Annotated in this window: 24 protein-coding genes; 8 read left to right on the top strand and 16 right to left on the bottom strand. The window is 72.7% G+C overall.

The genetic code is table 11. The annotated features are described in order from the left end of the window. Positions 1–62: 62 nt before the first annotated feature. The 3 genes from ACH4G3_RS12630 to ACH4G3_RS12640 are packed head-to-tail and all read right to left on the bottom strand — an operon-like array spanning position 63 to position 1,431. A complete protein-coding gene (locus ACH4G3_RS12630) occupies positions 63–260 on the bottom strand; it encodes a hypothetical protein (RefSeq protein WP_397624445.1) in 198 nt (65 codons plus the stop codon). Between the two features lie 21 nt (positions 261–281). After that, complete coding sequence (locus tag ACH4G3_RS12635; RefSeq protein ID WP_397624446.1) at positions 282–422, bottom strand: hypothetical protein; 141 nt, start codon at positions 420–422, stop codon at positions 282–284. After that, on the bottom strand, positions 409–1,431 hold the full coding sequence (locus tag ACH4G3_RS12640) for a cytochrome c oxidase assembly protein (RefSeq protein ID WP_397624447.1): 1,023 nt from the start codon (positions 1,429–1,431) through the stop codon (positions 409–411). The genes ACH4G3_RS12635 and ACH4G3_RS12640 overlap by 14 nt, the downstream gene beginning before the upstream one ends. Before the next feature lie 169 nt (positions 1,432–1,600). Between ACH4G3_RS12640 and ACH4G3_RS12645 the strand changes: the two genes are divergently transcribed. Beyond that, entirely contained in the window at positions 1,601–3,163 is a 1,563-nt protein-coding gene (locus tag ACH4G3_RS12645) for a carbohydrate-binding protein (protein ID WP_397624448.1), read from the top strand. Between the two features lie 189 nt (positions 3,164–3,352). Beyond that, positions 3,353–4,231 carry a putative RNA methyltransferase gene (locus tag ACH4G3_RS12650; RefSeq protein WP_397624449.1) on the top strand — a complete coding sequence of 293 codons (879 nt, stop codon included), beginning with the start codon at positions 3,353–3,355 and terminating at the stop codon, positions 4,229–4,231. An 8-nt stretch (positions 4,232–4,239) separates the two neighbouring features. Here the strand turns inward: ACH4G3_RS12650 and ACH4G3_RS12655 are convergent, their stop codons facing one another. From ACH4G3_RS12655 to ACH4G3_RS12670, 4 genes are read right to left on the bottom strand one after another with little or no spacing between them, the layout of a single operon-like run. Continuing rightward, the gene (locus ACH4G3_RS12655) at positions 4,240–4,935 is read right to left on the bottom strand and encodes a DUF4328 domain-containing protein (protein ID WP_397624450.1); all 696 of its coding nucleotides are present in this window, start codon (positions 4,933–4,935) and stop codon (positions 4,240–4,242) included. 21 nt (positions 4,936–4,956) lie between these two features. Further along, positions 4,957–5,322 (bottom strand): DUF952 domain-containing protein, encoded by a 366-nt coding sequence (locus ACH4G3_RS12660; RefSeq protein WP_397624451.1) that lies wholly within the window; start codon positions 5,320–5,322, stop codon positions 4,957–4,959. A gap of 35 nt (positions 5,323–5,357) precedes the next feature. Continuing rightward, positions 5,358–6,308, bottom strand: coding sequence for a class A beta-lactamase (gene bla, locus ACH4G3_RS12665; RefSeq protein WP_397624452.1), 951 nt, complete (start codon positions 6,306–6,308; stop codon positions 5,358–5,360). Positions 6,309–6,348: 40 nt separating this feature from the next. Further along, a complete protein-coding gene (locus tag ACH4G3_RS12670) occupies positions 6,349–8,019 on the bottom strand; it encodes a penicillin-binding transpeptidase domain-containing protein (protein WP_397624453.1) in 1,671 nt (556 codons plus the stop codon). An 85-nt stretch (positions 8,020–8,104) separates the two neighbouring features. Here ACH4G3_RS12670 and ACH4G3_RS12675 point away from each other — a divergent pair, with 85 nt between their 5' ends. Beyond that, positions 8,105–9,082 (top strand): LysR family transcriptional regulator, encoded by a 978-nt coding sequence (locus ACH4G3_RS12675; protein ID WP_397624454.1) that lies wholly within the window; start codon positions 8,105–8,107, stop codon positions 9,080–9,082. After that, on the top strand, positions 9,079–9,954 hold the full coding sequence (locus ACH4G3_RS12680; RefSeq protein ID WP_397624455.1) for a serine hydrolase: 876 nt from the start codon (positions 9,079–9,081) through the stop codon (positions 9,952–9,954). Before ACH4G3_RS12675 ends, ACH4G3_RS12680 begins: the two co-directional genes overlap by 4 nt. Before the next feature lie 43 nt (positions 9,955–9,997). Here the strand turns inward: ACH4G3_RS12680 and ACH4G3_RS12685 are convergent, their stop codons facing one another. The 4 genes from ACH4G3_RS12685 to ACH4G3_RS12700 form a co-directional block, all read right to left on the bottom strand. Continuing rightward, a complete protein-coding gene (locus tag ACH4G3_RS12685; protein ID WP_397624456.1) occupies positions 9,998–10,564 on the bottom strand; it encodes a tellurite resistance TerB family protein in 567 nt (188 codons plus the stop codon). A gap of 188 nt (positions 10,565–10,752) precedes the next feature. Further along, on the bottom strand, positions 10,753–12,654 hold the full coding sequence (locus ACH4G3_RS12690) for a glycine-rich protein (RefSeq protein WP_397624457.1): 1,902 nt from the start codon (positions 12,652–12,654) through the stop codon (positions 10,753–10,755). A 73-nt stretch (positions 12,655–12,727) separates the two neighbouring features. After that, positions 12,728–14,062 carry a serine hydrolase domain-containing protein gene (locus ACH4G3_RS12695; RefSeq protein ID WP_397624458.1) on the bottom strand — a complete coding sequence of 445 codons (1,335 nt, stop codon included), beginning with the start codon at positions 14,060–14,062 and terminating at the stop codon, positions 12,728–12,730. A gap of 161 nt (positions 14,063–14,223) precedes the next feature. Then, positions 14,224–14,346 (bottom strand): hypothetical protein, encoded by a 123-nt coding sequence (locus ACH4G3_RS12700; RefSeq protein ID WP_397624459.1) that lies wholly within the window; start codon positions 14,344–14,346, stop codon positions 14,224–14,226. Positions 14,347–14,828: 482 nt separating this feature from the next. Between ACH4G3_RS12700 and ACH4G3_RS12705 the strand changes: the two genes are divergently transcribed. Continuing rightward, positions 14,829–15,191, top strand: a complete 363-nt coding sequence (locus ACH4G3_RS12705; RefSeq protein ID WP_354737496.1) for a DUF1304 domain-containing protein — start codon at positions 14,829–14,831, stop codon at positions 15,189–15,191. 18 nt (positions 15,192–15,209) lie between these two features. Here the strand turns inward: ACH4G3_RS12705 and ACH4G3_RS12710 are convergent, their stop codons facing one another. Beyond that, on the bottom strand, positions 15,210–15,623 hold the full coding sequence (locus tag ACH4G3_RS12710; RefSeq protein ID WP_397624460.1) for a DUF5994 family protein: 414 nt from the start codon (positions 15,621–15,623) through the stop codon (positions 15,210–15,212). A gap of 132 nt (positions 15,624–15,755) precedes the next feature. Next, positions 15,756–16,607, bottom strand: a complete 852-nt coding sequence (locus ACH4G3_RS12715) for a hypothetical protein (protein ID WP_397624461.1) — start codon at positions 16,605–16,607, stop codon at positions 15,756–15,758. Between the two features lie 184 nt (positions 16,608–16,791). Between ACH4G3_RS12715 and ACH4G3_RS12720 the strand changes: the two genes are divergently transcribed. Together ACH4G3_RS12720 and ACH4G3_RS12725 are read left to right on the top strand one after the other, a co-directional pair. Continuing rightward, complete coding sequence (locus ACH4G3_RS12720) at positions 16,792–17,166, top strand: DUF6479 family protein (RefSeq protein WP_397624462.1); 375 nt, start codon at positions 16,792–16,794, stop codon at positions 17,164–17,166. 4 nt (positions 17,167–17,170) lie between these two features. Further along, a complete protein-coding gene (locus tag ACH4G3_RS12725; RefSeq protein WP_397624463.1) occupies positions 17,171–17,647 on the top strand; it encodes a hypothetical protein in 477 nt (158 codons plus the stop codon). On the opposite strand, the gene ACH4G3_RS12730 is transcribed toward ACH4G3_RS12725, so the two are convergent. Then, on the bottom strand, positions 17,641–18,378 hold the full coding sequence (locus ACH4G3_RS12730) for an Ig-like domain-containing protein (protein ID WP_397624464.1): 738 nt from the start codon (positions 18,376–18,378) through the stop codon (positions 17,641–17,643). The genes ACH4G3_RS12725 and ACH4G3_RS12730 overlap by 7 nt on opposite strands. 153 nt (positions 18,379–18,531) lie before the next feature. After that, positions 18,532–20,193: a glycoside hydrolase family 13 protein gene (locus ACH4G3_RS12735; RefSeq protein WP_397624465.1), complete on the bottom strand. Its 1,662-nt coding sequence runs from the start codon at positions 20,191–20,193 to the stop codon at positions 18,532–18,534. 318 nt (positions 20,194–20,511) lie between these two features. On the opposite strand from ACH4G3_RS12735, the gene ACH4G3_RS12740 reads away from it, so the two are divergent. Then, positions 20,512–21,441: an LAETG motif-containing sortase-dependent surface protein gene (locus tag ACH4G3_RS12740; protein WP_397624466.1), complete on the top strand. Its 930-nt coding sequence runs from the start codon at positions 20,512–20,514 to the stop codon at positions 21,439–21,441. Positions 21,442–21,546: 105 nt separating this feature from the next. On the opposite strand, the gene ACH4G3_RS12745 is transcribed toward ACH4G3_RS12740, so the two are convergent. Next, entirely contained in the window at positions 21,547–23,058 is a 1,512-nt protein-coding gene (locus tag ACH4G3_RS12745; protein ID WP_397624467.1) for an AAA family ATPase, read from the bottom strand. Positions 23,059–23,086: the final 28 nt, after the last annotated feature.

The raw sequence follows: 23,086 nt of genomic DNA on the forward strand, positions 1-23,086 counted from the left end.
CGAGCGTCGGCGGGCTGGGGGTAGCCGAGGACGGTCGTGGTGCCGCTGATCGGGTTGCCCTTCTAGTCGGTGTCGGCCCACTTCCGGCCGCAGCCGAAATGGAGCGGTCCGGGCGCTGCCGGCGCCTTCGGACGCTCGTGGTGGACGGTCAGCAGCGCCATGGCGGCGTCGTCCCGCAGCGGCAGGCGTTCCGCGACGCCCTGCACGCCGGGGGCAGCTCCCGGCGGTCGCTTGGCCAGCATGACCCGGATGGGCTCCACGGCGAGGACCGTCTCCGGTGGTTAGTACGAGCCGCTGCCCGCTCCGACGTTGAGGACGTCCGTGACGTCGTCGCCGAGCGCGGCACGGATCCGGGCGGCGATCCGTGGGTCGGGGCGCCGTGTCCGGGCGTAGGCCGTGCCGAGAGTGTCATAGGTCGCCATACGGTTCAGCCTGCCCGGCGCCGTGCCCCTGGCGTCGCACCCTTTGCGCCACCTCGCTCTTCTCGGTCTCCCACCAGGGCCGCACCAGTTCGGGAGCGGCCTGGCCGCCCTCGGGCTCCGGGGCGGCCGGGGTGAGTTCGCCGTCCAGCCGGCGGTCCAGCGCCGCCGACTGGGCGCGTTCCGCGCGGGCCCACTGGGCGAGGATCGTCAGCAGGAAGGGCAGCGCGGCCAGTTCGGCGATGCCGAGCATGGCGCCGCCGCCGATCTGCTGGTCGTGGTGGACGTCGGGGGACCAGGGCGGTGCGTGGTGCAGGTACCAGGCGCCTGCGATCAGGGTGCCGTGCGTCATGACGACCAGCCCGGGGACGGCGTCGACGATGCCGTCCAGGAAGACCAGGGCCGCCCGGACGGGGTGGGTGCACCAGGCGGGCAGGGCCTCTTCGCGGGTGAGCACCGGCAGGACGAACAGGCAGCCGGCCAGCAGCAGCTGCAGGTACATCAGCTCGTGCAGCCAGCCCACGCGCAGCGCCGTGGCGAAGTACGGCGTGAAGTAGACGGTCAGTTCCGTGGCCAGCACCAGGACCGTGCTGACGAGGGGGAACGTCAGTGTCCTGACCAGCCGGCCGGTCATGATGCGCCGTACCCGGCCCGCACCGCCCTCCGGCAGCGCCTCGACCGCGAGCCGCAGCGGGTCGCCGAGGGCGAGACCCAGCGGCGCGAGCAGATCGAGGGCGACGTTCTGCACGGCGGCGGGCCAGAACAGTTCATGGTCGTAGACGGCCAGCCCGGACATGGTGGCCACGACGATCGTGCCCAGCCCGAGCACGACGAACGCGGCGAGGCGCGCCGGCGGCCAGGAGCCGCCCCGGCCGCGTACGCGCGCGACACCCCAGCCGTAGAGCGCGCCGAGGACGACGACGAGGAGCACCGCGGGAACGTCCAGCCGCCAGGAGCCCAGCAGCCGCCCGGCGGTCAGCTCCGGCAGGTACACAGCCGACAGTTCGTTCACCGGGCGGACGGTAGCCGTCGAAGTTAAGGAGCCGGACGACGAGGTGTTCATGAGTGTGAATGAGAATCATGTACACGTCTATTGACGCGTTCACGGCAAGCTCCTACGTTCCCAGAAAGCGCTTACTCCAGCCAGTCCCCTGCGTCCGATCTCACCTTGGAGACGAACGATGCACCTGAGACCAGTGATCGCGTCCGTCGGCCTCCTGGCCGGCAGCCTCGTCGCGCTGTCCGGGAACACGGCACAGGCGGCGACCACCCGCTACGAGGCCGAGACAGCGCCGGCGGTCTGCACCGGCGCCATCGAATCGAACTGGACCGGATACTCCGGCAGCGGGTTCTGCAACGGCGACAACGGAACCGGCGGCTACGCCCAGTTCACCGTGACCGCGTCCGCCGCCGGCACGGCGACCCTGAAGGTCCGCTTCGCCAACGGCACGACCTCCGCGCGCGCCGCGAACATCGTGGTCAACGGCACGACGGCCGCCACGGCGTCCTTCGAGGGCACCGGCGCCTGGAACACCTGGGCGACCAAGACGCTCACCGTGCCGCTGCGCTCGGGCGGCAACACCGTCCGGCTCGCCCCGACCACCTCCGCCGGTCTGCCCAACATCGACCACGTCGACGTCGAGACGAGCGGCAGCGACCCGCAGCCCACGGGCCCGGTCCTGTACGTGTCCCCGGGCGGCACGGACGGCGCGGCCGGCACGGAGTCGGACCCGACGACCCTCACCTCGGCGATCAGCCGCATCTCCGCGGGCGGCACGATCTACCTGCGCGGCGGGACGTACCGCCACTCCCAGACCGTCACCATCCCGGCGGGCAGGAACGGCACGTCCGGCGACCGCACGGAACTGTTCGCCTACCCGGGCGAGACCCCCGTGCTGAACTTCTCCGCCCAGAGCGAGGACCCGGCCAACCGCGGCCTCGCCGTCAACGCGTCGTACTGGCACGTCAAGGGCATCGTCGTCGAACGGGCCGGGGACAACGGCATCTTCGTCGGCGGCAGCAACAACGTCATCGAGCGCACGGTGACCCGCTTCAACCGCGACTCGGGGCTCCAGCTCTCGCGGGCGCTCTCCAGCACGCCCAAGGACCAGTGGCCGTCCAACAATCTGATCCTGAGCGCGGAATCGCACGACAACGTCGACTCCGACGGCGAGGACGCCGACGGCTTCGCCCCGAAGCTCACCGTCGGCCCCGGGAACGTCTTCCGCTACACCGTGGCGCACAACAACATCGACGACGGCTACGACCTCTACACCAAGACGGACACCGGCCCCATCGGCGCGGTGACCATCGAGGACTCCCTCGCCTACGACAACGGCACCCTCAGCGACGGCTCCCAGGCCGGCAACGGCGACCGCAACGGCTACAAGCTCGGCGGCGACGACATCGGCGTCAATCACGTCGTCCGGCGCAGCATCGCCTACCAGAACGGCAAGCACGGCTTCACCTACAACAGCAACACCGGCGCGATGCAGGTCTCGGACAACGTGAGCATCGGCAACGAGCAGCGCAACTTCAACTTCGACTCGGGCAGCACGTCGGTGTTCCGGAACAACACCTCGTGCGACAGCGGGTCCAACGACCGGATCATCGGAAACTCCGACAGCTCGAACCAGTTCTGGTCCGGCTCGAACGGCTCCCGCTGCGCCTCCTACGCCGGCGCCCTGCGCTGGTCGTTCGGCTCGGACGGGCGGCTCGTCGTGACGTTCGGCGGCGGCCAGTAGGCTTGCCGTATGGCATGCACCGGCATTCCGCACTGCTTCCTCTGACACCGCGGTGAGGACGGCGACGTGAGCCGATCACGTCGCCGTCCTCGGCGTGCCCGCCGTCCGCGGGCGCCTACGACCCGCCGTTCACCGCCTGCATCCGGCTCAGCGCTGTGCTTCGTCCCGCTGAGCCGTCGAGGAGCATCCATGCCGACCACCCCTGCGGCAACCGGCCGACACCGCCCGTCCGACCGGCTGCTGACCGTCCTGACCTGCCCCCTGTGCCCGTCGGGCCTGGAGCGCGCCGACGGTGCGCTGCGGTGCGCGGGCCGGCACACCTTCGACATCGCCCGCCACGGCTACGTCAGTCTGCTGACCGGCCACCGGCGGGCCGCGAGCGCCGACTCCGCCGACATGGTCAGGTGCCGCGGCGCGTTCCTCCGGGCCGGGCACTACGACCCGCTCGCCCGTACCCTCGCGAGGCTCGCCACGGAACTCGCCCCGCCCGACGCCGTCGTACTGGACGCCGGGGCGGGCACCGGCCACTACCTCGCGTCGGTCCTGGACGCGCTCCCCGGGGCCCTGGGGCTCGGGCTGGACAGTTCCACGCACGCCCTGCGCGCCGCGGCCCGGGCCCACGCCCGCGGTGAGGCCGCCGGGTGGGACGTCTGGCAGCCGTGGCCGGTCCGGTCCGGCTCCGCCCATCTCCTGCTCAACGTCTTCGCGCCCCGCAACGGGCCGGAGTTCCACCGCGTCCTGCGGCCCGACGGCGCCCTGCTCGTCGTCACGCCCAGCGACCGGCATCTGCACGAACTGCGCGGCTTTGTGGGGCTGCTGACGGTCGACCCCAGGAAGGAGGAGCGCCTGCGCCGGACGTTGGCGGACCGCTTCCGGCACGAGCGCGCAGAGTCGCTGGAGTACGCCATGAGCCTCACCGCCGAGGACGTCACCGGTCTGGTGACCATGAGCCCGGCCGCGCGTCACGTCGATGACGCGGAACTGCGGCGCCGGGTGGCGGAGTTGGCGTTGCCGGTGCGGGTGACCGCCTCGTTCGTGGCGTCGGTGTACCGGCCCCGGGAGCGGTAGCGGACCGCTCAGGCGGCGGGGCGTGCCGCCTCGTCCATGCGCTGCTGCAGTGCCGTGGTGAGCGTGCGGATCATGAGGGCGGCGGTCCCGGCCGCCGCCACGATCACCGCGTCGGCGGCGAGCAGGGGCAGGACGTCGGTGTAGGCGCGGGCGATGACCTCGTCCGTGGAGTCGGCGTAGACGAGGCCCACCCCGCCGGCCAGACCGGCCAGCCACAGGCCCCACCACCAGTTCACGACGGCCGGCAGCCGCCGGTCGGGGAAGACGGACCGGTGGGCGTCCGCGACGATGCCCCGGGGTATCCACAGGTTCACGACGGGGACGACCCAGCCCAGCAAGAGCCAGAAATACGCGTACCGCGGCTCCGCGCCCGACAGGGCACGGGCGTTGTCGCGGACTCGGTCCAGCCAGGACAGGAACGCGAGCGCGCAGACCACGGTGACGGCGGCGCCCACGGAACTGACCAGGTGGTAGGAGTCCTCCAGGGCGGTCAGCGGGCGGTGGGTGCCGCCGCCCTGGTCCGGCGGGCCGGAGGACGGCTGCCCGGTCATGGCCAGCCGGACGTGCCAGACCGCCCGGGCCGCCCAGGCCAGCGCGGCGAGGCCGAGCGCGACGACGGCGCAGCGGGCCGCGCCGCGGACCGGGCGCAGGGCGGGGCCCGGCGTGGGTTCGGGGGCCTTGTCGGTGACGTGTGTTTCGCTCACCGGGTCATCCTGTCCTACCGCTCACCCGTTCGTGTTCCCGAGGCCGACGGCCCGGCCCTGTTCGTCCCACCGCACCTCCAGGACGTGGTCGACGGCGTCCCGGTCGAGGGGGCCGTACACGTGCGGGAAGAGGGTGGCCTCGTCGACGCCGGGCGGCGGGGCGGGGTCCGCCGCCTCCCACTCCACCCGCGCGGTGAGGCGGGCCTCGTCGAGGGCGAGCACCAGCAGGGGCCGGGGCGCGTCCCGGTAGAAGGCGTTCACGACGGCGAGCGTGGTCGGCTCGTCCGGTGAGCAGTGCACGAAGCCCTCCTCGGCGAGGGAGGCGGGTGCGTACGGCCCGTCGGGGGCGGCGTGCCAGTCGGTGAGCGGTATGGAGTGGTAGATCATGGCCCCGTTATAAGCCACCCGGGGCCCGGGGGCCTCTAGAACCCCAGGGCGGTGATGGTGCGTGCGGTGGCTTCGGCGATCAGGGCGTCGGAGGGTTCGGCGTCGTAGCCGGGCCGGTCTGTCATGACGGCCAAGACGAGCGGTGCGGTGCGGGGCGGGCGGACGATCGCGATGTCGTTGGCCCTGCCGTAGTTGCCCGTGCCGGTCTTGTCGGCCACCTGCCAGCCCTTGGGGAGTCCGGCCCGGATGCGGCGGGCGCCGACCGCGGTGGCGTTGTGCGAGAGCCAGTCCGTCAGCAGGGCGCGTTCCCCGGCGGGCAGGGCGGTGCCCAGGAGCAGCTCGCGGAAGTCGGCTGCGACGGCGCGGGGTGTGGTGGTGTCGCTGGGGTCCCCCGGCCGTACGTCGTGCAGTTCGGGTTCGTAGTGGTCCATGCGGCTGACGGTGTCGCCGAGTCCGCGCAGATAGGCGGTGAGCTTCGCGGGGCCGCCGAGGTCGCGCATGAGCAGGTTGCCGGCCGTGCCGTCGCTGTGACGGACGGCGGCGTCGCAGAGTTCGCGCAGGGTCATGCCGGTCGCGACGTGCCGTCCGGTGACCGGCGCGGTGGACTTGAGGTCGGCCCGCGTGTACGTGACGCGCCGGTCCAGGCCGTCGAGGGAGCGGTGGTGCAGGACCGCCGCCGCGGCCAGGGCCTTGAAGACCGAGCAGAACGCGAAACGCTCGTCGGCGCGGTGGACCGCCGTGGCGCCGGTGCCGGTCGCGAGGGCGTGGACGCCGACGCGGGCGCCGTACTCGCGCTCCAGGTCCGCGAGGCGCGGACGGTGGACGGGCGGGGCGGGGGCACGGCGGCTCGGCCTCGGGGTGGGCCGGGCTGTCGTGGCGGCTCGGTCCGCCCGGCCGGTGCCGGCCGTGCCGCAGCCGGCCAGGGGAAGTAACGCCGCGGCGGCCAGGAAGGCGCGGCGGGACGAGTCGGGCCCGTCGACGGGCATGCGTGGTGCTCCTTTCACTCGGATCACTGGGTTGCTCAGGTCACTCGGAGTCGGCGGGGGCGGCGCCCAGCAGAGCGCGGACGACCGGCCCGGCGGAGCCGCCGCCGGTGACGCCCTCCTCGACGACGCAGGCGACGGCGACGTTGCCGCGGTGCGCGACGAGCCAGCCGTTGTTGTCCTGGTCGTCGGAGACCTCGGCGGTGCCGGTCTTGGCGCCGATCTCGCCGGGCAGGTCGGACAGGACGCGCGCGGTGCCGTCGGTGACGGTGGCGCGCAGCATCTCGCGCAACTGCGCGACGACGCCCCGCGGCAGCGGGGTCGTGCGGGTCGTGTCCTCGTCACCCTCGGTGTGCCCCTCGGTGTGCCCCTCGGTGTCCCCCTCGGTGAGCGAGGGCTGGTGGAAAGTGCCGGAGACGGCCGTCGCGGTGACGGACGCCATGATCAGCGGGTTGGCCTGCACCCGGCCCTGCCCGATCATCGAGGCGGCCTTCTCCGTCTCGTCCTTCGGCACCGGCACCGAGCCGTCGTACGAGGGCGCCCCGACGTGCCACTCCTGCCCGACGCCGAAGTACCTGCGGGCCACCTCGCCGAGCTCCCCGTCGTCGAGCCGGTCGCGCAGGCTGATGAACGCGGTGTTGCACGACTCGGTGAAGTCCTTGCGGAAGGTGGCGCCCGGGTGCGCGGACAGCTCCACGTTCTGGAACCGCTTCCCCACCGTGAGGTACTTGGGGCAGTCCACCACGTCGTCCGGTGCGACGGCGTCCTTGAGCAGCAGGGCGCTGGTGGTGACGATCTTCCAGGTGGAGCCGGGCGCATAGGTGCCGGACAGCGCGCGGTTGAAGCCGGAGGACGGGGAGTTCGCCACGGCCAGGATCTCGCCGTCGTCGATGCGCAGGGCGACGAGCGCGGCGTTCTTGCCGTCGGCGTGGGCGGCCAGGGCCTTCTCGGCGGCGGTCTGCCAGCCGGCGTCGAGGGTCGTGCGGACCGGGCCCTCCTCCCGGACCGTCCGCGCGCCGAACCGGGCCTCCGTGCGCTCGACCTTCCCGGTGGCCCGGTCGACCAGGTGGATCGCCCCGCGCGGGCCGGTGCCCCCGCCGCCCCCGCCGAGCTGCGCCATGACCGGTCCGAGGGAGGGGAACTGCGCACCCGACAGGGCCGTGCCCTCCCGGTCGGTGACTTCGGGGGGCTCGGTCTCCTCGCGTTCGAGGCGGAACTTCTCGGTGCCGCTCAGGCGCGGGTGGACGACGGACAGCGTCCAGTCCACCTTCCAGTTGCCGTCGCTCTGCTCGCGCAGCGGCAGCTTCGACTCGTAGGTCCAGGTGCCCAGGCCCTCGACGGGCATCCGGGCGGTGAACGGGACGGTGACCGTGCCGTCCTCCGCCTCGGTCGCGGGCTTGGCCTTGAGTTCGGGCTCCGTGATGTCCAGTCCGGCGGTGAAGCTGTCCAGCACCCGCTGTGCCGTACCGGGACTGGTCGTACGGCCGGCCGCGCTGGGCAGCCGGCCGGCGGCCCAGTCGGCGAGGAACGCGCGGGCCTGTTCCGCGGCCGCGGGGTCGGGACCGGTGTCCCGCTCGAAGGGACCGAGACCGGCCGCGTACGCCCCGCCCGCGGCGACGGCCAGCACCACCGCGCCCGCGGTGACGGCCTGCACGGCGTTTCGGCGCGGTCTGCGGTCCCGAGTGACGCTGGAGAATTCGGCAAGGGAGTCCATGCGCCGAGAACAGCAGCGGCGTGGGCACTCTGTCCAAGACCTTTATCGATCTCGCATCGATCAATACCGGATATGGTTACTGTTCGTGGACCTGGTGCGGCACCTGGAGTGCTTCGTGGCTGTTGCAGAAGAGTCACACTTCGGCCGTGCCGCGGCTCGTCTGGGCATGGCCCAGCCGCCGCTCTCGCAGCGCATCCAGCGCCTGGAGCGGCACCTGGGCGTCCGGCTCTTCGAACGCACGAGCCGTCAGGTGACCATCACCGAGGCCGGGGCGCTGCTGCTGCCCGAGGCGCGGGAGGTGCTCGCCCGCTCCGAGGCGCTCATGGCCACCGCACGCCGCATCCGGGACGGCGAGACCGGCCTGCTGCGCGCCGCGCTGCCGCCCGACATATCCGGCGACACGGTCGCCGCGCTGCTCGCGGGCTTCGCCGACGCCGGTCGCGCCGGCGTGGAACTGGAACTGCACGAGCTGCCCACCGCCCAGCAACTGGAGCGGTTCGCCGCGCACGAACTGGACGTCGGGCTCATCCACCACCCCTGTGACGTCTCCGGGCTGGAGCTGAGCCCGGTGCTGCGACGTGAACTGGGCGTACTGCTGCCGCGGGGCGCCGCGGCGGCCGAGCTCGACGAGGTCCCCCTCGCCTCCCTCACCGGCCACGACCTGATCCTCTTCCCCCGCGCCGGCGCCCCCGCCGTCTACGACGACCTCCTGACCACCTGCGCCCGCAACGGCTACACCCCGCCCGCCGTACGCCACGCCCAGGGCGCCAGCTTCGTGCGCGGACTGGTGCTGTCGACCGAGGCGGTGGCGTTCAGCCCGCGGGACACCCACGGGCACGCCAAAGAGGACGCGGACCCGGAAGGGGGCGTCGTATGGCGGCCCCTCACCGGCGCGCCACTGGCCCTGCGGCACTCCGTGGCCTGGCCCGCGGGGCGCGGGGACGCCGCCGTGTCCGCGTTCGCCGAGGCCGCCACGCACGCGCTGCGCAGCACCGCCGGTGCGACCCCCGACCTGCCCTCCCGCCCGCTGCACCTGCGCCCGGCATCGGAGTACTGGCTGTGACCGACGCCCTCGCCCGCATCCACGCGGCCTTCGCCGACGCCGGGGTCACCGGCCGGCTGCACGCCCTCGACATCGACAGCGGCGCGCAGCTCGACGCCGGGGCGGACCAGCCGGTCTGCACCGCCAGCGTCCACAAGCTGTGTCTGCTCGTCACGCTCCACGAGCAGGCCGCGGCGGGGCTGCTGGACCTCACCGAGCAGGTCGAGTGCCCGCCGGAGAGCCGCACCGCCGGCCCGACGGGGCTCGCCGCCATGCTCGACGGCGCCCGCCTGTCGCTGCGCGACCTCGCCTATCTGATGATGTCCGTCAGCGACAACGCCGCCGCCGACCTGCTGCTGGCACGCGTCGGTCTCGACGCCGTCAATCGCACCACGGCCCGCCTCGGCCTCACCCGCACGTACGCCGTCCACACCTTCGGCGAACTCCTCGCCACCATCAAGGAGGACGCCGGTCCGGGCGGCGCGCGGTCGCTGGCCGACCCGCACGTCGTCGCCCGGCTGCGGGCACTCGACCCGGCCCGCACCAACCACAGCACCCCGCGCGACATGACGCGGCTGCTCGCCGCCGTCTGGCGGGACGAGGCGTGCATACCCGAGCACGGCGCGGCCATCCGCCGGATCCTCGGACTCCAGGTGTGGCCGCACCGGATGGCCTCCGGCTTCCCCTTCGACGACGTCCATGTGGCGGGCAAGACGGGCAGCCTGCCGACCGTGCGCAACGAGGTCGGCGTCGTCGAGTACCCCGACGGGGGCCGCTACGCCGTCGCCGTCTTCACGCGCACGGCCCGCACCTCGGCGCTCCTGCCCGCCGCCGACGCCGTCATCGGCACGGCGGCCCGCCTGGCCGTGGACGCGCTGCGCGCTCCGCAGTAGGCGGGCCCCCGGGGCCGCCGCGCCGGTGTCGCCGTGCCGCCGGTCAGAGCTGGAACTCGGCGGGAGACACCCCCAACGCCGCGCAGGCCTCGCGCAGGACCTGCGCCTCGGCCTGGGAGAAGTGGCCGTCGGCCCCGGCGATGACCATGCCGGTCTGGATCACGGCCCTGGCCTCGGTGGGCTTCTTGGCGGCCTTGGCGATCTCCTGCATGGCCTCGGCCTTGCCGTGCTGGAAGTTCATCGTCAGCTGGTCCACATGCTTGTTGAAACGCTGGCGCAGCTGCTCCGGCGGGAAGTTCTGCAGCACGTCGTTGCTCAGGATCATCGACTCGACCTGCTGCCGCTCGGACGGGTCCACCTGCCCGTCGGCCGCCGCGACCAGGGCACACATCGCCATGCTCGCGTCCCGGTACGCACCGCTCTTCAGCTCGTTCTTCAGCGACCCGAGCTGCGTCTTGAACAAGCCGATCAGCTGGGCCTTGCCGCCACCGCCGGACCTCGACCCCCCGCTGTGCCCACCGGTCGCGCTGTGCCCACCGGTCGTGCCGCGCCCGCTCTGCGCCTGCTGCAGAGCCTTGGCCTGGTCCTTGAGCTTGTCCCACACTGCCATTGAGTCACCTCGGTATTAGTCGGAGTCATCTCGCGAACCCGCTCCCGCGCGCTCACGGGATCAACGCCCGGCCCCCGGGCAAAGGTTCCGCAAAACGCGCCCCTCTCTCACCATCCGCTTCTCCGGCCGCCGAAACGGCGACTGCCCGCACCCGGTGATCGGGTGCGGGCAGTCGGAGTGGCCTGACGTCAGGCGCCGTCGCGCGAGCGGAGCTTCAGGCGCGGGCCGAAGCGGAACGCCACGAAGCCCGCCGTGGCCAGGGCCGCCGCTGCCGCGAGGAGGATGCCGATGCCGCCGGCGCCGGTCGAGGCGAGGCTGCCGCTGTCGAGGTCGGTCGACGTGCCGCCCGTGGTCGAGGACCCGGTGCCGCCGGTCGTACCCGACGTGCCGGACGAGCTCGCGCTGGGCGACGGGCTCGGGTCGGCCGAGGCGGTCGGATCCGCCGAGGGGCTCGGGGACGGCGAGGCGGACGCGTCGCCGGCGACGACCTCGACCGCGAACTGGGTCATGGCGTCGCCGACCGACGCGGCGACCGTGTACGTGCCCGTGCCCTCACCGGCGGTCAGGGTCGGGGCCGTGGCCTTGCCCGAGTCGTCGGTCTTGACGCGGACGACCTGCTCGCCGTCCTCGAAGCGGGGGGCGTCGTCGCTGTCGTCCTCGACCCGGAACTCGACCTCCGTACCGGCCGGTGCCGTGGCGCCCGACTTGACCACACGGGCCTGGAGGGCCTCCTCGAAGGCCTTGCCCTGCTCGGCGCGCTGGTCGTCACCGCCCGCGACGCTCACGGTGTAGGCCGACTTCTTCACCTTCACGGTGAAGACCGTGGAGGCGCCCCCGGCCTCGGCGCGGACCGCGAACTCGCCCTCCTTGCCGATGCCCGTCTCGAGCGGCGCGGACTGGGCGCGGCCCCGCGCGTCGGTCGGCACGGCCAGTTCGGTGGTGTCGGCACCGTCCTTGATGAAGAAGTAGGCGCCGAGCTTGTCCGGGTCCTCGACCGTGAAGGTGACGGAGGCGTTCTCGACCGGGTTGCCGGCCTTGTCCCGGACCACCACGGCCACCGGGTCCGCGCCGCCGCCCGGCTGGGTGGTCTGGCCGGCTCCGGAGACCTGGGTCAGCTCCGCGATCGCGGGGGTCTTCCACTGGAACACGATGCGCCCGTTGCCGGAGCGGTCGGTGTTGACGCCGCCCTCGGCGATGCCGCCGCGCACCGGCTCGTCGGAGGCCTGCCAGAAGGGGTCCGTCTTGGCGGGGGCCACCGTGCGGTTGCCGCTGAGCAGCCGCGCGCCGGTCACCCGGTCCGCGTCGACATAGCTGCTGCCGCCCGCGCCGCTGCCGACCGCACCCCGGTCGTCGTCCGTGCCGCCGCCACCGCCGCCGCCCGCGTAGCCGGCACCGCCGCCTCCGCCCGCGCCGCCCGAACCGGAGCCGCCGGCACCGCCCTTGCCACCCCCGGACGCGTCGGCGCCGGAGGAGGCGTTGCCGCCGCCCGCGCCGCCGGTGGCACCGGCCGCGCCCTTGCCGCCGCGCTCGGACTCGGTGTCGTCCTGACCGCGCTCGCCACCGCCGGGGCCGCCCTGGCCGGCATCCATGCTGCCGTAGCCACCGCCGCCACCGCCGGCGGCGATGAGCAGCGGCTTGCCGTCGCTGGTGCGGACGCCGCTGCTGTTGCCGCCGGCAGCGCCGTACTTGTCGCCGCCCGCGCCGCCGAGCGCGTCACCGAAGCGCTGGACGCCGACCGCGAGGGTCAACCGCTCCCCGGGGGTGACGCTGAGCGTGCCGGCGGTGTAGCCGCCCGCGCCGCCGTTGGCGAAGGGGGTGCCCTCCCCGCCCTGGCCCCAGGCCCGCACGTCCAGCGCCGTGACGCCGGCCGGGACCTGGAACTCCTCACGGGCGCCGGTCGGATCGAACAGCCGGCAGCCGGAGAAGCCCTCCGTCGGCGTGCAGGTCTTCCCGGCGACGACCGCGCTGCCGGCGGCCATGGCGCCCGGCGCGCCCGTCAGAGCGGTGCCGGCGGTCAACGCCACGAAGCCCAGGGCCGCCGCGCCGCGCCGGAATCTGGCGCGGCGCAGCACGGCGGAATCGTGATGCATCAAGAAAACTCCCCAACTTGTCACAAGCTCCCCCCCAGGGAGCCATGAAACGCTCGATCAGAATCGAACACGATCAGTGGGACAGCTGACCAAACTTGAGGCTGCCGGTCAACTGAGAATGGTCGATTCCGGGCAACCGCTTGCTGAGCCCGCCACGGGCGTCTTCCGGGCTCACGAGACCGGCCCCGGGAGCGGATTCGGAAGCGGCCGGGGAGTCGGCCGGGCAGAGGGCGCGGACGACGTACGTGTAGAGGGCGTCGTCGATCGCGTGCGGCTCCATCTCGCCGTTCTCGTCGACGCGCTGGTACTTCATCAGGTTCTGCGCGAGAGCCATCTGTCGCTTGCCGTCCCGACTGGACAGCGCGGTCGTGCCGGCGCCGAACACCGCGCCGTCGTGGCCCCAGAAGCGGCCGCAGCCCGGCAGTTCCAGCGCGTAGATGCCAAGGCCGTAGTCGAGGCCGCTGACCGGGACCGTGCGCGTCATCTCGTCCAGGGCGGCCTTGCCGATCAGCTTCCCACCGAGCAGGGCGCGGTAGAAGCGGTTCAGGTCGTCGGTGGTGGAGACGACCGCGCCCGCCGTGTACGCCCAGGACATGTTGTAGACGCTGTAGTCGCGCGGCGGGTCGATCAGGCCGTAGAACGACTCGTACATCCGCGGGTGCGGGCCCTTGATGTAGGGGGTGCGGGGGAAGGACGTGTGGCGCAGCCCGGCCCGGTCGATGACCTTGCGCGTGATGTACTTCTCGGGGTCCTGGCCGGTGACCTTCTGCAGGAGCAGCCCGGCGATCACGTAGTTGGTGTTGGAGTACGAGCCGGGCAGTTCGCCCGGGCGTCCGGTGGCCGGGGCCGCGAGGCCCAGCCTGACCAGTTCCCCGGGGCGGATGGAGCGGAAGCGCTCCTCGTCGAGGCTGGCGGTCGAGCCCTCGACGAGTGAGGGGAAGGCGCCCGCGATGTAGTCGCCGATATGGCTGGTGTGGTTCAGGAGCATGCGGACGGTGATCTGCCGGCCGCGCTCCCCGGGTATGAGGTCCGGGAGGTAGTCGCCGACGGGCGCGTCGAGCCGGACCCGGCCGCGCTCCACCTGCTGGAGCAGGGCGACGGAGGTGAAGGTCTTGCTGATGCTGCCCACGCGGTGCCGCATGCCCGGGGTGACGGGGCGTCCGGTCTCCACGTCGGCGACGCCGGAGGCCCCGTTCCACCGCTCGCCGCCGTCTCTGACGGACGAGAAGACGCCGTACATGCCCGCCTCGTGGATGGCGTCCAGCGAGTCGCGCAGAGCGGCTCTGTCGAGCGACGTGCGGTCCGCGGGCGGCGCGGCCGGGCCGGCGTGAGCGGGTGCGGTCAGTACGGCGGTGGTCGTCAGCAACGTGGTGCCCAGTACGGTTCCGAGAAGCCGGGCGATACGCAACGGCCTTCCCCTTCCTCGGTGTTCGAAAAGGTCGGGGTCATCGTCACGGGAAGCGGATGCGCCTTACATCCACCCACGGGATGATCGTTTATCGGCCGGTCGATGGCAGAAATGACCACAACTGCCCTTGATTCCGGGGGACTTCACGTGCGAGTCGGCCGTCAGAGCGTTCGGGGCGCACGGAGGTCGCGGCGGAACCACCCGGCCTGCACCAGCGGGTGGACGAGGTAGCCGAAGCGCGTGGCCGGCATCAGGCACATGGCCAGGGTCAGCCCGAGCGCCACGCGGTCAGCGGCGGCGACGACCGTGAGAGCGCTCGGGGCGGACCGGAACTGAAGGGCCCTGGCCGTACTCCTGCTGACCGTGCGGAGGGACGGGCCCCTTGCGCTGTCACGGAGTCGAGGGCCGGCCCTCAATCTCCCGCCGGGACAGGCCCCGCCACCTCGGCCGAACGGCCAACCGGGAACCGGCGTGTACCCGGCCGACTCATCGAACTATGTTCGCAGTTTCGAACGCGATGATGGCACGGCCACGGACCGGGCGGGCGCGACGTTCCGGATCGGGCACTGACCGCACCCCTCCGACGCCACTGGCGAGCGGGAAGGCCGGGCCGGGCTCCCGAGCGGCACACGCGGGGACGCGACGGCCCGGACCGGCCTTCCACTGCCCGCAATCTGCCACCCGGCGCCCCGCTCCGCCTCCCGGGCGGGCCCGAACGAGGACGGCCGGGCGAGGGCGGCCGGGCAAGCCTGCGATGATGCGGCGCATGTCGACCCTCGCCACCCTCGCGGTGCTGGCTCTCGCCGCCCTCCACGCCTACATCCTGGTGCTGGAGATGTTCCTGTGGACCACTCCCCGGGCCCGCGCCGCCTTCGGCACCAGCGCCGAGTTCGCGGAAGGCACGAAGGCCCTGGCCGCCAACCAGGGCCTCTACAACGGCTTCCTCGCCGCCGGACTGCTCTGGGGCGCGGTGGCGTCCGACCCCGTGGGCTTCCAGGTCTCGGTGTTCTTCCTGGTGTGCGTGGCGGTCGCGGGGGCGTACGGCGCGGCCACCGCCAGCCGGAAGATCCTCTTCGTGCAGACCGTCCCGGCGCTGATCGCCCTGGTCCTGGTGCTGCTCGCGCACTAGCTGTACTCGCGCACGGCGTCAGGCGTCCTGCGTGACGGCCTGTTCCATGAGCCGGACCGCCTCCGCCTCCGTGGTCGCGGGCGGCACCACCAGCAGGTCCCAGCGGCCCCGGCCGGGCGTGAGCAGGCAGACCGTGTCCGGGGTGGCCGGCGACTCCCTGCGGCCCACGTGGACCTCCTGGCCGGCGACGTCCAGCCGCTCCGGGCAGGGCAGCCAGGTGTCCCCGTGGACCAGGACGCTGCTGACCCGGCCCCAGGCGCGCGGCAGCACGGCCAGCAGCCCGGGCAGTTCCGCGGCCAGGTCGTACGACCGGGGCCACCACGCCCCGTCGATACGGCGGGCCGTGCGGCCGAGGCGGGGCTGGACCGCGAGCCTCAGCCGGACCTCGGAGGGTGCCGGGAGGGGCGGTGGGGGCGAGGAGGCGGACGTCATGAGGGCTCCTGCTGCGAAACGGGAGGCGTGGCCAGGAGACCGTCGGCCACCGGTTGCGGCCTACCCCGGTTCTTCCACCGTACGCCGGAGAGCGGCACGGGAGCCGGGGCCGCGCGCGCCGCCCGGTGTCGGTCAGAGGCCGTAGCGGCTCTTCAGATGCCGCCAGAAGTCACGCAGCATCCACTTGTCGAACTCGGTGATCTGCGTGGCGCTGCCCGCCTTCATCAGGAAGCAGCACTGGCCGGTCGGCGACCAGTCGTAGAAGTCGTCGAGGCCGAAGGTGTGGCCGACCTCGTGCAGGTAGATGTGGATGTTCTCCTGGTTCAGGGCGCCCGTGAAGTACTCCTGGCCCATGCGCTGGCCCCAGTCACCGCCCGCGCCGCCGCCGAAGCCCTTGGTCAGCCACAGCGACTGGTCGTAGTGGCGGGCGGCACCGCCCGGGCACTTCGAGTAGTTGCCGTCCTGGTGGAAGAAGCGGCCGCAGTCCGGGGCGCACTGCGGGGCGCCGCCGCTGTCGAGGATGCCGGTGTAGATGTCGACGGAGTTGTCGGTCCACTGGAGGGTGGAGCGGTTCTTCACCGCCCAGCCGACGATGTTGACGGGGACGGTCGTGTACGGCCAGGCGTTGTGCCCCTTGCCGTTCTCGGTCATGGCCGTCATCCACTTGCCGAACTGCTTCTTCAGCGCGGCGTGGATCCGGTCGCGCAGGGCGGCGCTGACGGGGGCGTCGGACTCCCAGCGGACGCAGTAGTTGACGCTGCCGCGGTTGGCCATGACCTGGTCCCAGCCGTAGTTGCGGAAGCCGTACAGGTTGCCGTAGGTCGACTCGACGTGGTTCCACACCTCGTTCAGGGGCTGGACGAGGTTCGCGGGCGGGTTCCACTCGTCGGCGGCCTGCGCCCTGCCGCTCGCCATGCCGGGGGTGGCGAACGCCGCCGCCAGAACGGCGAGCACGGTGAGCAGCCGTGCGAGGTGTCTGCGCATGGTGATCTCCCTCGTGTGGGGGGACGGGGTATCACCGTCAGGTCGTCGCAGACCGCGCGGAGGTTGCCCGCGCGCCCGGGGCGGACGCTCAGGGGCGGACGCTCAGGGGCGGATGCTCGGGCGTGGATGCCGAGGGTCGGACATTGCGGGCGCTTTATCGCATTACGTCGGCGATAATCGGAGCATGACTACGGCAACGTATGAAGTGCTGGCGGCGTCGTCAGATCACGCGGTCGCCGTGACCATCGCCTTCGTCGGCGGGGCGATCATCGCCCTGGCGCTGATCTGGGCGGTGCTGGTCGGGATGCGCGTCATGGACAAGGACACGCACCACCCCAGCCCCGAGGAGCAACCGCACCTTCCGGAGGGCGGTCCGGTCCATGAGATGCGGGAGATGCGGGAGCCCGACGAGATGCCGGTCGTGACGCGCGACGGCGAGCGGCTCCTGCCCCATGAGCTCCACCACGCGAGCACCAGGACGGGCAAGGACCAGAAACCCCGCCGTTGGCTGCCCGGGTCCAGCGGCTCCTTCGGCGGCGGTGGCCTCGGCCACACGTGAGGCCATGGGACGCGGACGCTGGGCGACGGGCGGGGCGGCGCTGCCGCTCGCGCTGGCCGCCGTGCTCACCGGCTGCGGCGGCGACAGCCCCGGGGACGCCGCCCGCGAGGCGGAGTCGGCGGTCGGGTCGTTCGCCTCACAGGCCTCCGAGGCGCTGGAGTCTGCCACGGCGGAGGCCGGACGCCGTCTCGACGACATCCGGGGCGGCATCGACGTCAAGGGAGATGTGAAGGCCGGCTCGCCCACCGTCGGCGCCGACGGCCGGGCCCGGGCCCAGGTCACCGTCACCAACACCGACGACTCGGAACGGTCCTTCGCCGTCCAGGTCGATTTCACCGACGCCGGGGGCCGGCTGACCGACACGGTCATCGTCACGGTGGAGCACGTGCAGGCCGGCGACTCCGCCACGGCCACCGCGCGCAGCACCCACGATCTGCCCGGCGAGGTGCGGGCCGAGGTGGCCCGGGCCGTGCGCTACTGACCGGCGCCGTCGTCCGCCACCGAGATGTCGATCTGCTCGCTCATGGCGCTCACCCCGTTCAGGGTGGCGACCGCCTGGAGCCGGTTGAGGCCCGCCGGGAGGGCCGTGCGCGGGGTGCAGGCCCAGGTGCCGTCGGGGGCGGCGGTGGTCGAGCAGGCCTCACGGTCGTCCTTGTCGCGGACGGTGATCCGGGCTCCCGGGTGTGCCGTACCGGCGATCCGGGGCCGGACGTCCAGCGGCACGCCGGAGAGCGGGCGGGTCAGCGTCGGCCCGGCCAGGCCCACGGTCACGGCACACCGGCCGGCCGCCCGCCGCACGCCGTCCGCGTCGGTGATCCGCAGGACGCAGCCGCGCAGCCGAGTGCCGGGCACGGCGTTCGCGGGGACCGCGAGCACGAAGGGGAGCGGACGGTCCCGCCACGACCGGCCGGCCGCGTCGTCGGTGACCGTGTACGTCCCGCTGCGGCCGTCGGCGGCGACCCGGCCGAGGTAGCCGGGCGCGTCGAGCGGCGTGGCCGTCACGCGGGTGCCCCGGGGTGCCGTCAGCGTCAGCGCGGCGCCCGGGGCCGCCCCCGTTGAGCCGGCGATTTCGAGGATGCCCTCCCGGCCGGGTGCGATGGTCGCCGCACCCCACAGCGCACCGTCCCGGGCCGCCGCCGGCGGGCCGGGGAACGCGAGTACGCCGGCGACGACGGCCCCCGCCACGGCTGCTGTCTTCCTGGACCTGTTCATGGCGGGCGGGGCTCCCTGTGCGGACGTCGACGGCACTCCGCCAGCGATTCTCGCGGGGCGTTCCTGCAGATGGCACGTACTGCTGGGCCGTGCGGGTGGCGGACGCCCCCCGGGCGCCCGCCCCGGGGGGCGTCCGGGGGGTGGGTGCGCCCCCTAACGCCCGAGCCACACCGTCGTGTCCGGCCCGAGCCGGCCGTCCTCCAGTGGGGCGCTGCTCAGCAGCACCTCGCCGGCCGGCAGCGGGACCGCCGTGCCGGACAGGTTCGTCACGCACCGCCAGCCTTCGCAGCGGTCGAACAGGAGGACACCGTCCGGGGTGTCCTCCGCCCAGGTCAGCTCCTCGCCGTCGAGCAGCTTGCGGCGCAGCCTGAGGGCCGTGCGGTACAGCTCCAGGGTCGAGCCCTCGACGCCGTCCTGCGCCTCGACGGCGTGGGCGGCGAAGCCGGGCGGCTGCGGCAGCCAGGCGCCGCCCGGCCCGAAGCCGTACGACGGTCCGGCCGTCGTCCAGGGCAGGGGCACCCGGCAGCCGTCGCGGCCCTTGCGGACGTGCCCCGTCTGCTCCCAGATCGGGTCCTGGAGCACCTCGGTGGGCAGGTCGGCGACCTCGGGCAGGCCGAGTTCCTCGCCCTGGTAGACGTACGCCGAGCCGGGCAGCGCCAGCATCAGCAGGGTGGCCGCCCGGGCCCGGCGCAGCCCGGCCGCCTCGTCGACGGCCGGGGCGTGACCGCCGGAGAGCAGCCAGGCGTTCTCGTCGGTGCCGGGCGGGAGCATCAGGCGGGAGGCGTGGCGGACGACGTCGTGGTTGGACAGCACCCAGGTGGCCGAGGCGCCGGCCGCCCGGGCGGTGGCGAGCGAGTCGGTGATGATCTGCCGCAGTTCGTCCGCGTCCCAGCCGGCCTCCAGGTACTCGAAGTTGAAGGCCTGTCCGAGCTCGTCCGGGCGGGCGTACAGCGCGCGCCGGGCGCCGGGCACCCACGCCTCGGCGATGGCCATGCGGGGCGGGCGGTAGGCGTCCAGGATCTTGCGCCAGTCGCGGTAGATCTCGTGCACGTCGTCGCGGTCGTAGAAGGGGTGCGTGCCGGGCGGCATGCCGGTGACGGCCCCCTCGCGGCTCAGCTCGGGAGCGCCGAGGTCGCGCAGGGGTTCGCTCAGGTCCTTGACGAGGGCGTGGGCGACGTCCACCCGGAAGCCGTCGACCCCGCGGTCGGACCAGAAGCGCAGGGTGGTGCGGTAGTCGGCGCGGACCTCCTGGTTCTCCCAGTTGAGGTCGGGCTGCTCGGGAGCGAACAGGTGCAGGTACCACTGGCCGTCGGGCACACGTTTCCAGGCGCTGCCGCCGAAGACGGACTGCCAGTCGGTGGGCGGGAGTTCGCCGTGCTCGCCGCGGCCGTCGCGGAAGACGTACCGGTCGCGGGCCGCCGAGCCGGGCCCGCAGCGCAGGGCCTCCTGGAACCAGACGTGCTGGTGCGAGGAGTGGTTGGGCACGATGTCGACGATGACCTTCAGACCGAGCCGGTGGGCCTCGGCGACCAGGGCGTCGAAGTCGTCGAGGGTGCCCAGGCGCGGGTCGACGTCCCTGGGGTCGGCGACGTCGTAGCCGCCGTCGGCCAGCTCGGACGGGTAGAACGGGCTCAGCCACAGGGCGTCCACGCCCAGGGCGGCGAGGTGACCGAGGCGGCGGGTGATGCCGCGCAGGTCGCCGAGGCCGTCGCCGTCGGCGTCGGCGAAGCTGCGGGGGTAGACCTGGTAGACGACGGCCTGGCGCCACCAGTCGGGATCCCGGGACGACAGGTCGAGGGTGGAGCGATCGGTCACGCGGTCTCCTTTTACAGGGCATACGGGCAACAGCATTAAATCTGTCCAGATTGCCGGAAAAAGGAACCATCGCGTTGATCGGAGTGATCCATTCCCGCTGTGATGAAAGTGTGATGACGGAGTAACTCCCCTCGCATACCCGCAGGTTGACAGCCTGCTGCGGCGCGGCCACGATGGGGGCGCACTGAGGCGCATGTGACCAATGGGCCCAGTGTTTCTTCGACCACTCACCCCCTGGTGCGGCCCCGGCAGCCGTGCGCCGCGCGCTGCCCGCATGCCGTCACCCGGGTTCCTGCATAGCCAAGAAACGGGATACCCATGTCCATAGCGAGACGTGTCACCGCGCGCCGCCTGCTGGGGACGGGCGCCGCCGCCCTCGCCCTCTGCGCCGCCTCCGCCACCACCGCGTTCGCCACCGGTACGCCCGGCGGCGACGGCTGGTCGTCCGGCGGCACCTACAAGCCCGGGACCGGCGCGGGCACGGAGACCGGGACCGACCGCTGCCAGTTCTCGCTCGACGGCTCGAACTTCTTCGACTCGGTGAAGGTCGACGACCAGAACCTGAAGCCGACCGAGGACGGCAAGGTCCACATCAAGGTCCGCACGGCCGGCGACGCGACGACGTGCACGGCCTCCCTGGCCTCCTACCTCGCGCACGGCGCGACCTTCGCGACCTCCGGCGAGCAGGTGTTCGTCGACTTCGACACGGTGACGGTCAAGCCGGGCGCCACCGACTCGCTCGACATCGCCATCCCCGACCAGGGCTGCTTCGGGCAGATCGACCTCTACCGGGGCGCGACGAAGTTCGACGGCGAACTCGACGCGAAGGACGGCTTCGAGCACGGCGAGCTGCCCAAGGGCCCGGACCGTCCGGTCATCAAGGACAAGCTGATCGCGGCCTGGAACGGCGGCACGAAGGACTGCACGGCCACGCCCCCGCCGGCGGAGTCGCAGCCCCCGTCCACCCCGCCCGCGAGCCCCTCCGAACCGGCCGAGGAGACGACGCCCCCGGCACCGTCGGAGCCCTCCGAGCCCTCGTCGCCCCCGGCCACGGACACGGACACCCCCACCCCGTCCGCCTCCGAGTCGACGACGCCCCCGGCCCCCAAGCCGAACGGCGGCGGCGGCGACCTCGCTGAAACCGGCGCCAACAGCAGCACGGGCCCGATCGCCATCGGCGCGGGAGTGCTCCTCGCGGGCGGCGCGGCCATGGTGGTCATGACCCGCAGGAAGCGCGCGACGCGTTGACGTCCGATGGGGCCCGGGCTGTCGAGCCCTGGGCCCCATCTCTCCAGGCGACGGCGATGCTCGTAGCGACAGCTCCACCAGCGAGCGGACCGGGCCGTCCGCACGCTAGGACAGAACGGCCGCCGGCATCGCCCGCCCGTAGAGCTCGTCGAGGCCGATCAACAGGACACCACCCCGCTCTGCCTCGTCCCGCAGGGCATCGCTGAAACCGGCAGCGCTGAAGCACGCCAGACCGCACCGCGTGGTGTCCATCCCCCGTCCGGCAAGGAGTTCCCGGGCCCGCTCCAGACGTTCCAGGTGGCCCACTCCCATGAGAGTCCCCCACTTCGCCTCACCGAGCAGCGTGACCGCGGACCTGTTCCCGCCGGACCCCCGCTCCACCACGGCTACGTCGATCTGGATCTGCCGACGCTCCCTCGAGTCGGTCACCACGCCGCTGCCGATCTCTCCCAGTGACGTGTCGAGCAAGGAGCGGCCCGGTCCGAGCACGTACTCCCGGCACATCGCCTCGAAATGCGGACCGGCCACCTGCGCCGCGAAGCGCTCCGAGGACTGCGCCCAGACCTCTGCGGCCTGACCGCTCTCCAGGCGCGCCCAGGCCGGGCGCATGACGGCCTCATAAAAGTTGATCAGCGGCTCGGTGATGCGGTACTGGGACTTGCCGGCCCGGAAGACGTCGGCCTCCCGCACCAGGAGGTGACTGTCCTCCAGGACGTTCAGTGGATGCGAGATGTCGACGGACTTGCGACCGATGTAGCCGGCGATGCCGCCTCGCGTCGTGTTGCCCTGCGCCACGGCCGCGAGGACCGAGTGGTACAGCGCGGTGTCACGGATATCCGCCTCCTCGGCAAGCAAATACCGAGCCTCCCGGAAGAGCGGACTGAACGGCGCCAGGACAGTGCGGCACACCCAGTCGTCGAAGTCGCTCATACTCGCGGGAACGTCATCCGCCAGGAACTGGCGGCGGTACGCAGGGGTACCTCCCACGATGGCGTGCAGTCGCGCGGCCAGCGCGGGATCGTCGGCGACACTCCAGAAGTCGGCCGCGGCCCGGTACCCGAAGGGCCGCACGACCATTTCCAGCTGCGCCCGGCCACGCAGAGGTGCTGTGCTGGCCAGCAGCCCGCCCATCACGGACATCGCCGAACCGCACAGGAGCAACCGCATACGGCTTTCCTCCACCTGGCAGCGGTCGATCGCGCGCTGGATGAGCGAAGGCAGTTCCGGGGCCACCTTGACCAGGTACGGGAACTCGTCGATGACCACGAGGAACGGGCTGTCCCTCCGCCCGGGTCCGGCGAGGTCGAAGAGATACGAGATCGCGTCATCCCATGCTGCGAAGGAAAAGGGCACTGGCGAACCCGCGTGGTCTGCCAACGCTGCACTGAACTGGCGGAGGGACTCCGCCTCCGTCCCTGCCGTGGCCCCGAAGTAGAAGCCTCCGCACCGCTCGACGAGCGCCCGCAGGAGGTACGTCTTCCCCATGCGTCGTCGGCCGCTGACGATCCCGAGCATGGCGTGCGGCCGAGGCCGGTTCACGAAGGAAGTGAGCGCGTCCCATTCGCTCCCGCGGTCGTAGACACGCGACGGCTTGCTCGGCCTTGCCCGACGGTTCATATGGCTCCTTGGACCTACGGTACGAGGG

This window comes from Streptomyces afghaniensis (assembly GCF_044327915.1).
GTDB classification, from domain to species: Bacteria; Actinomycetota; Actinomycetes; order Streptomycetales; family Streptomycetaceae; genus Streptomyces; species Streptomyces afghaniensis.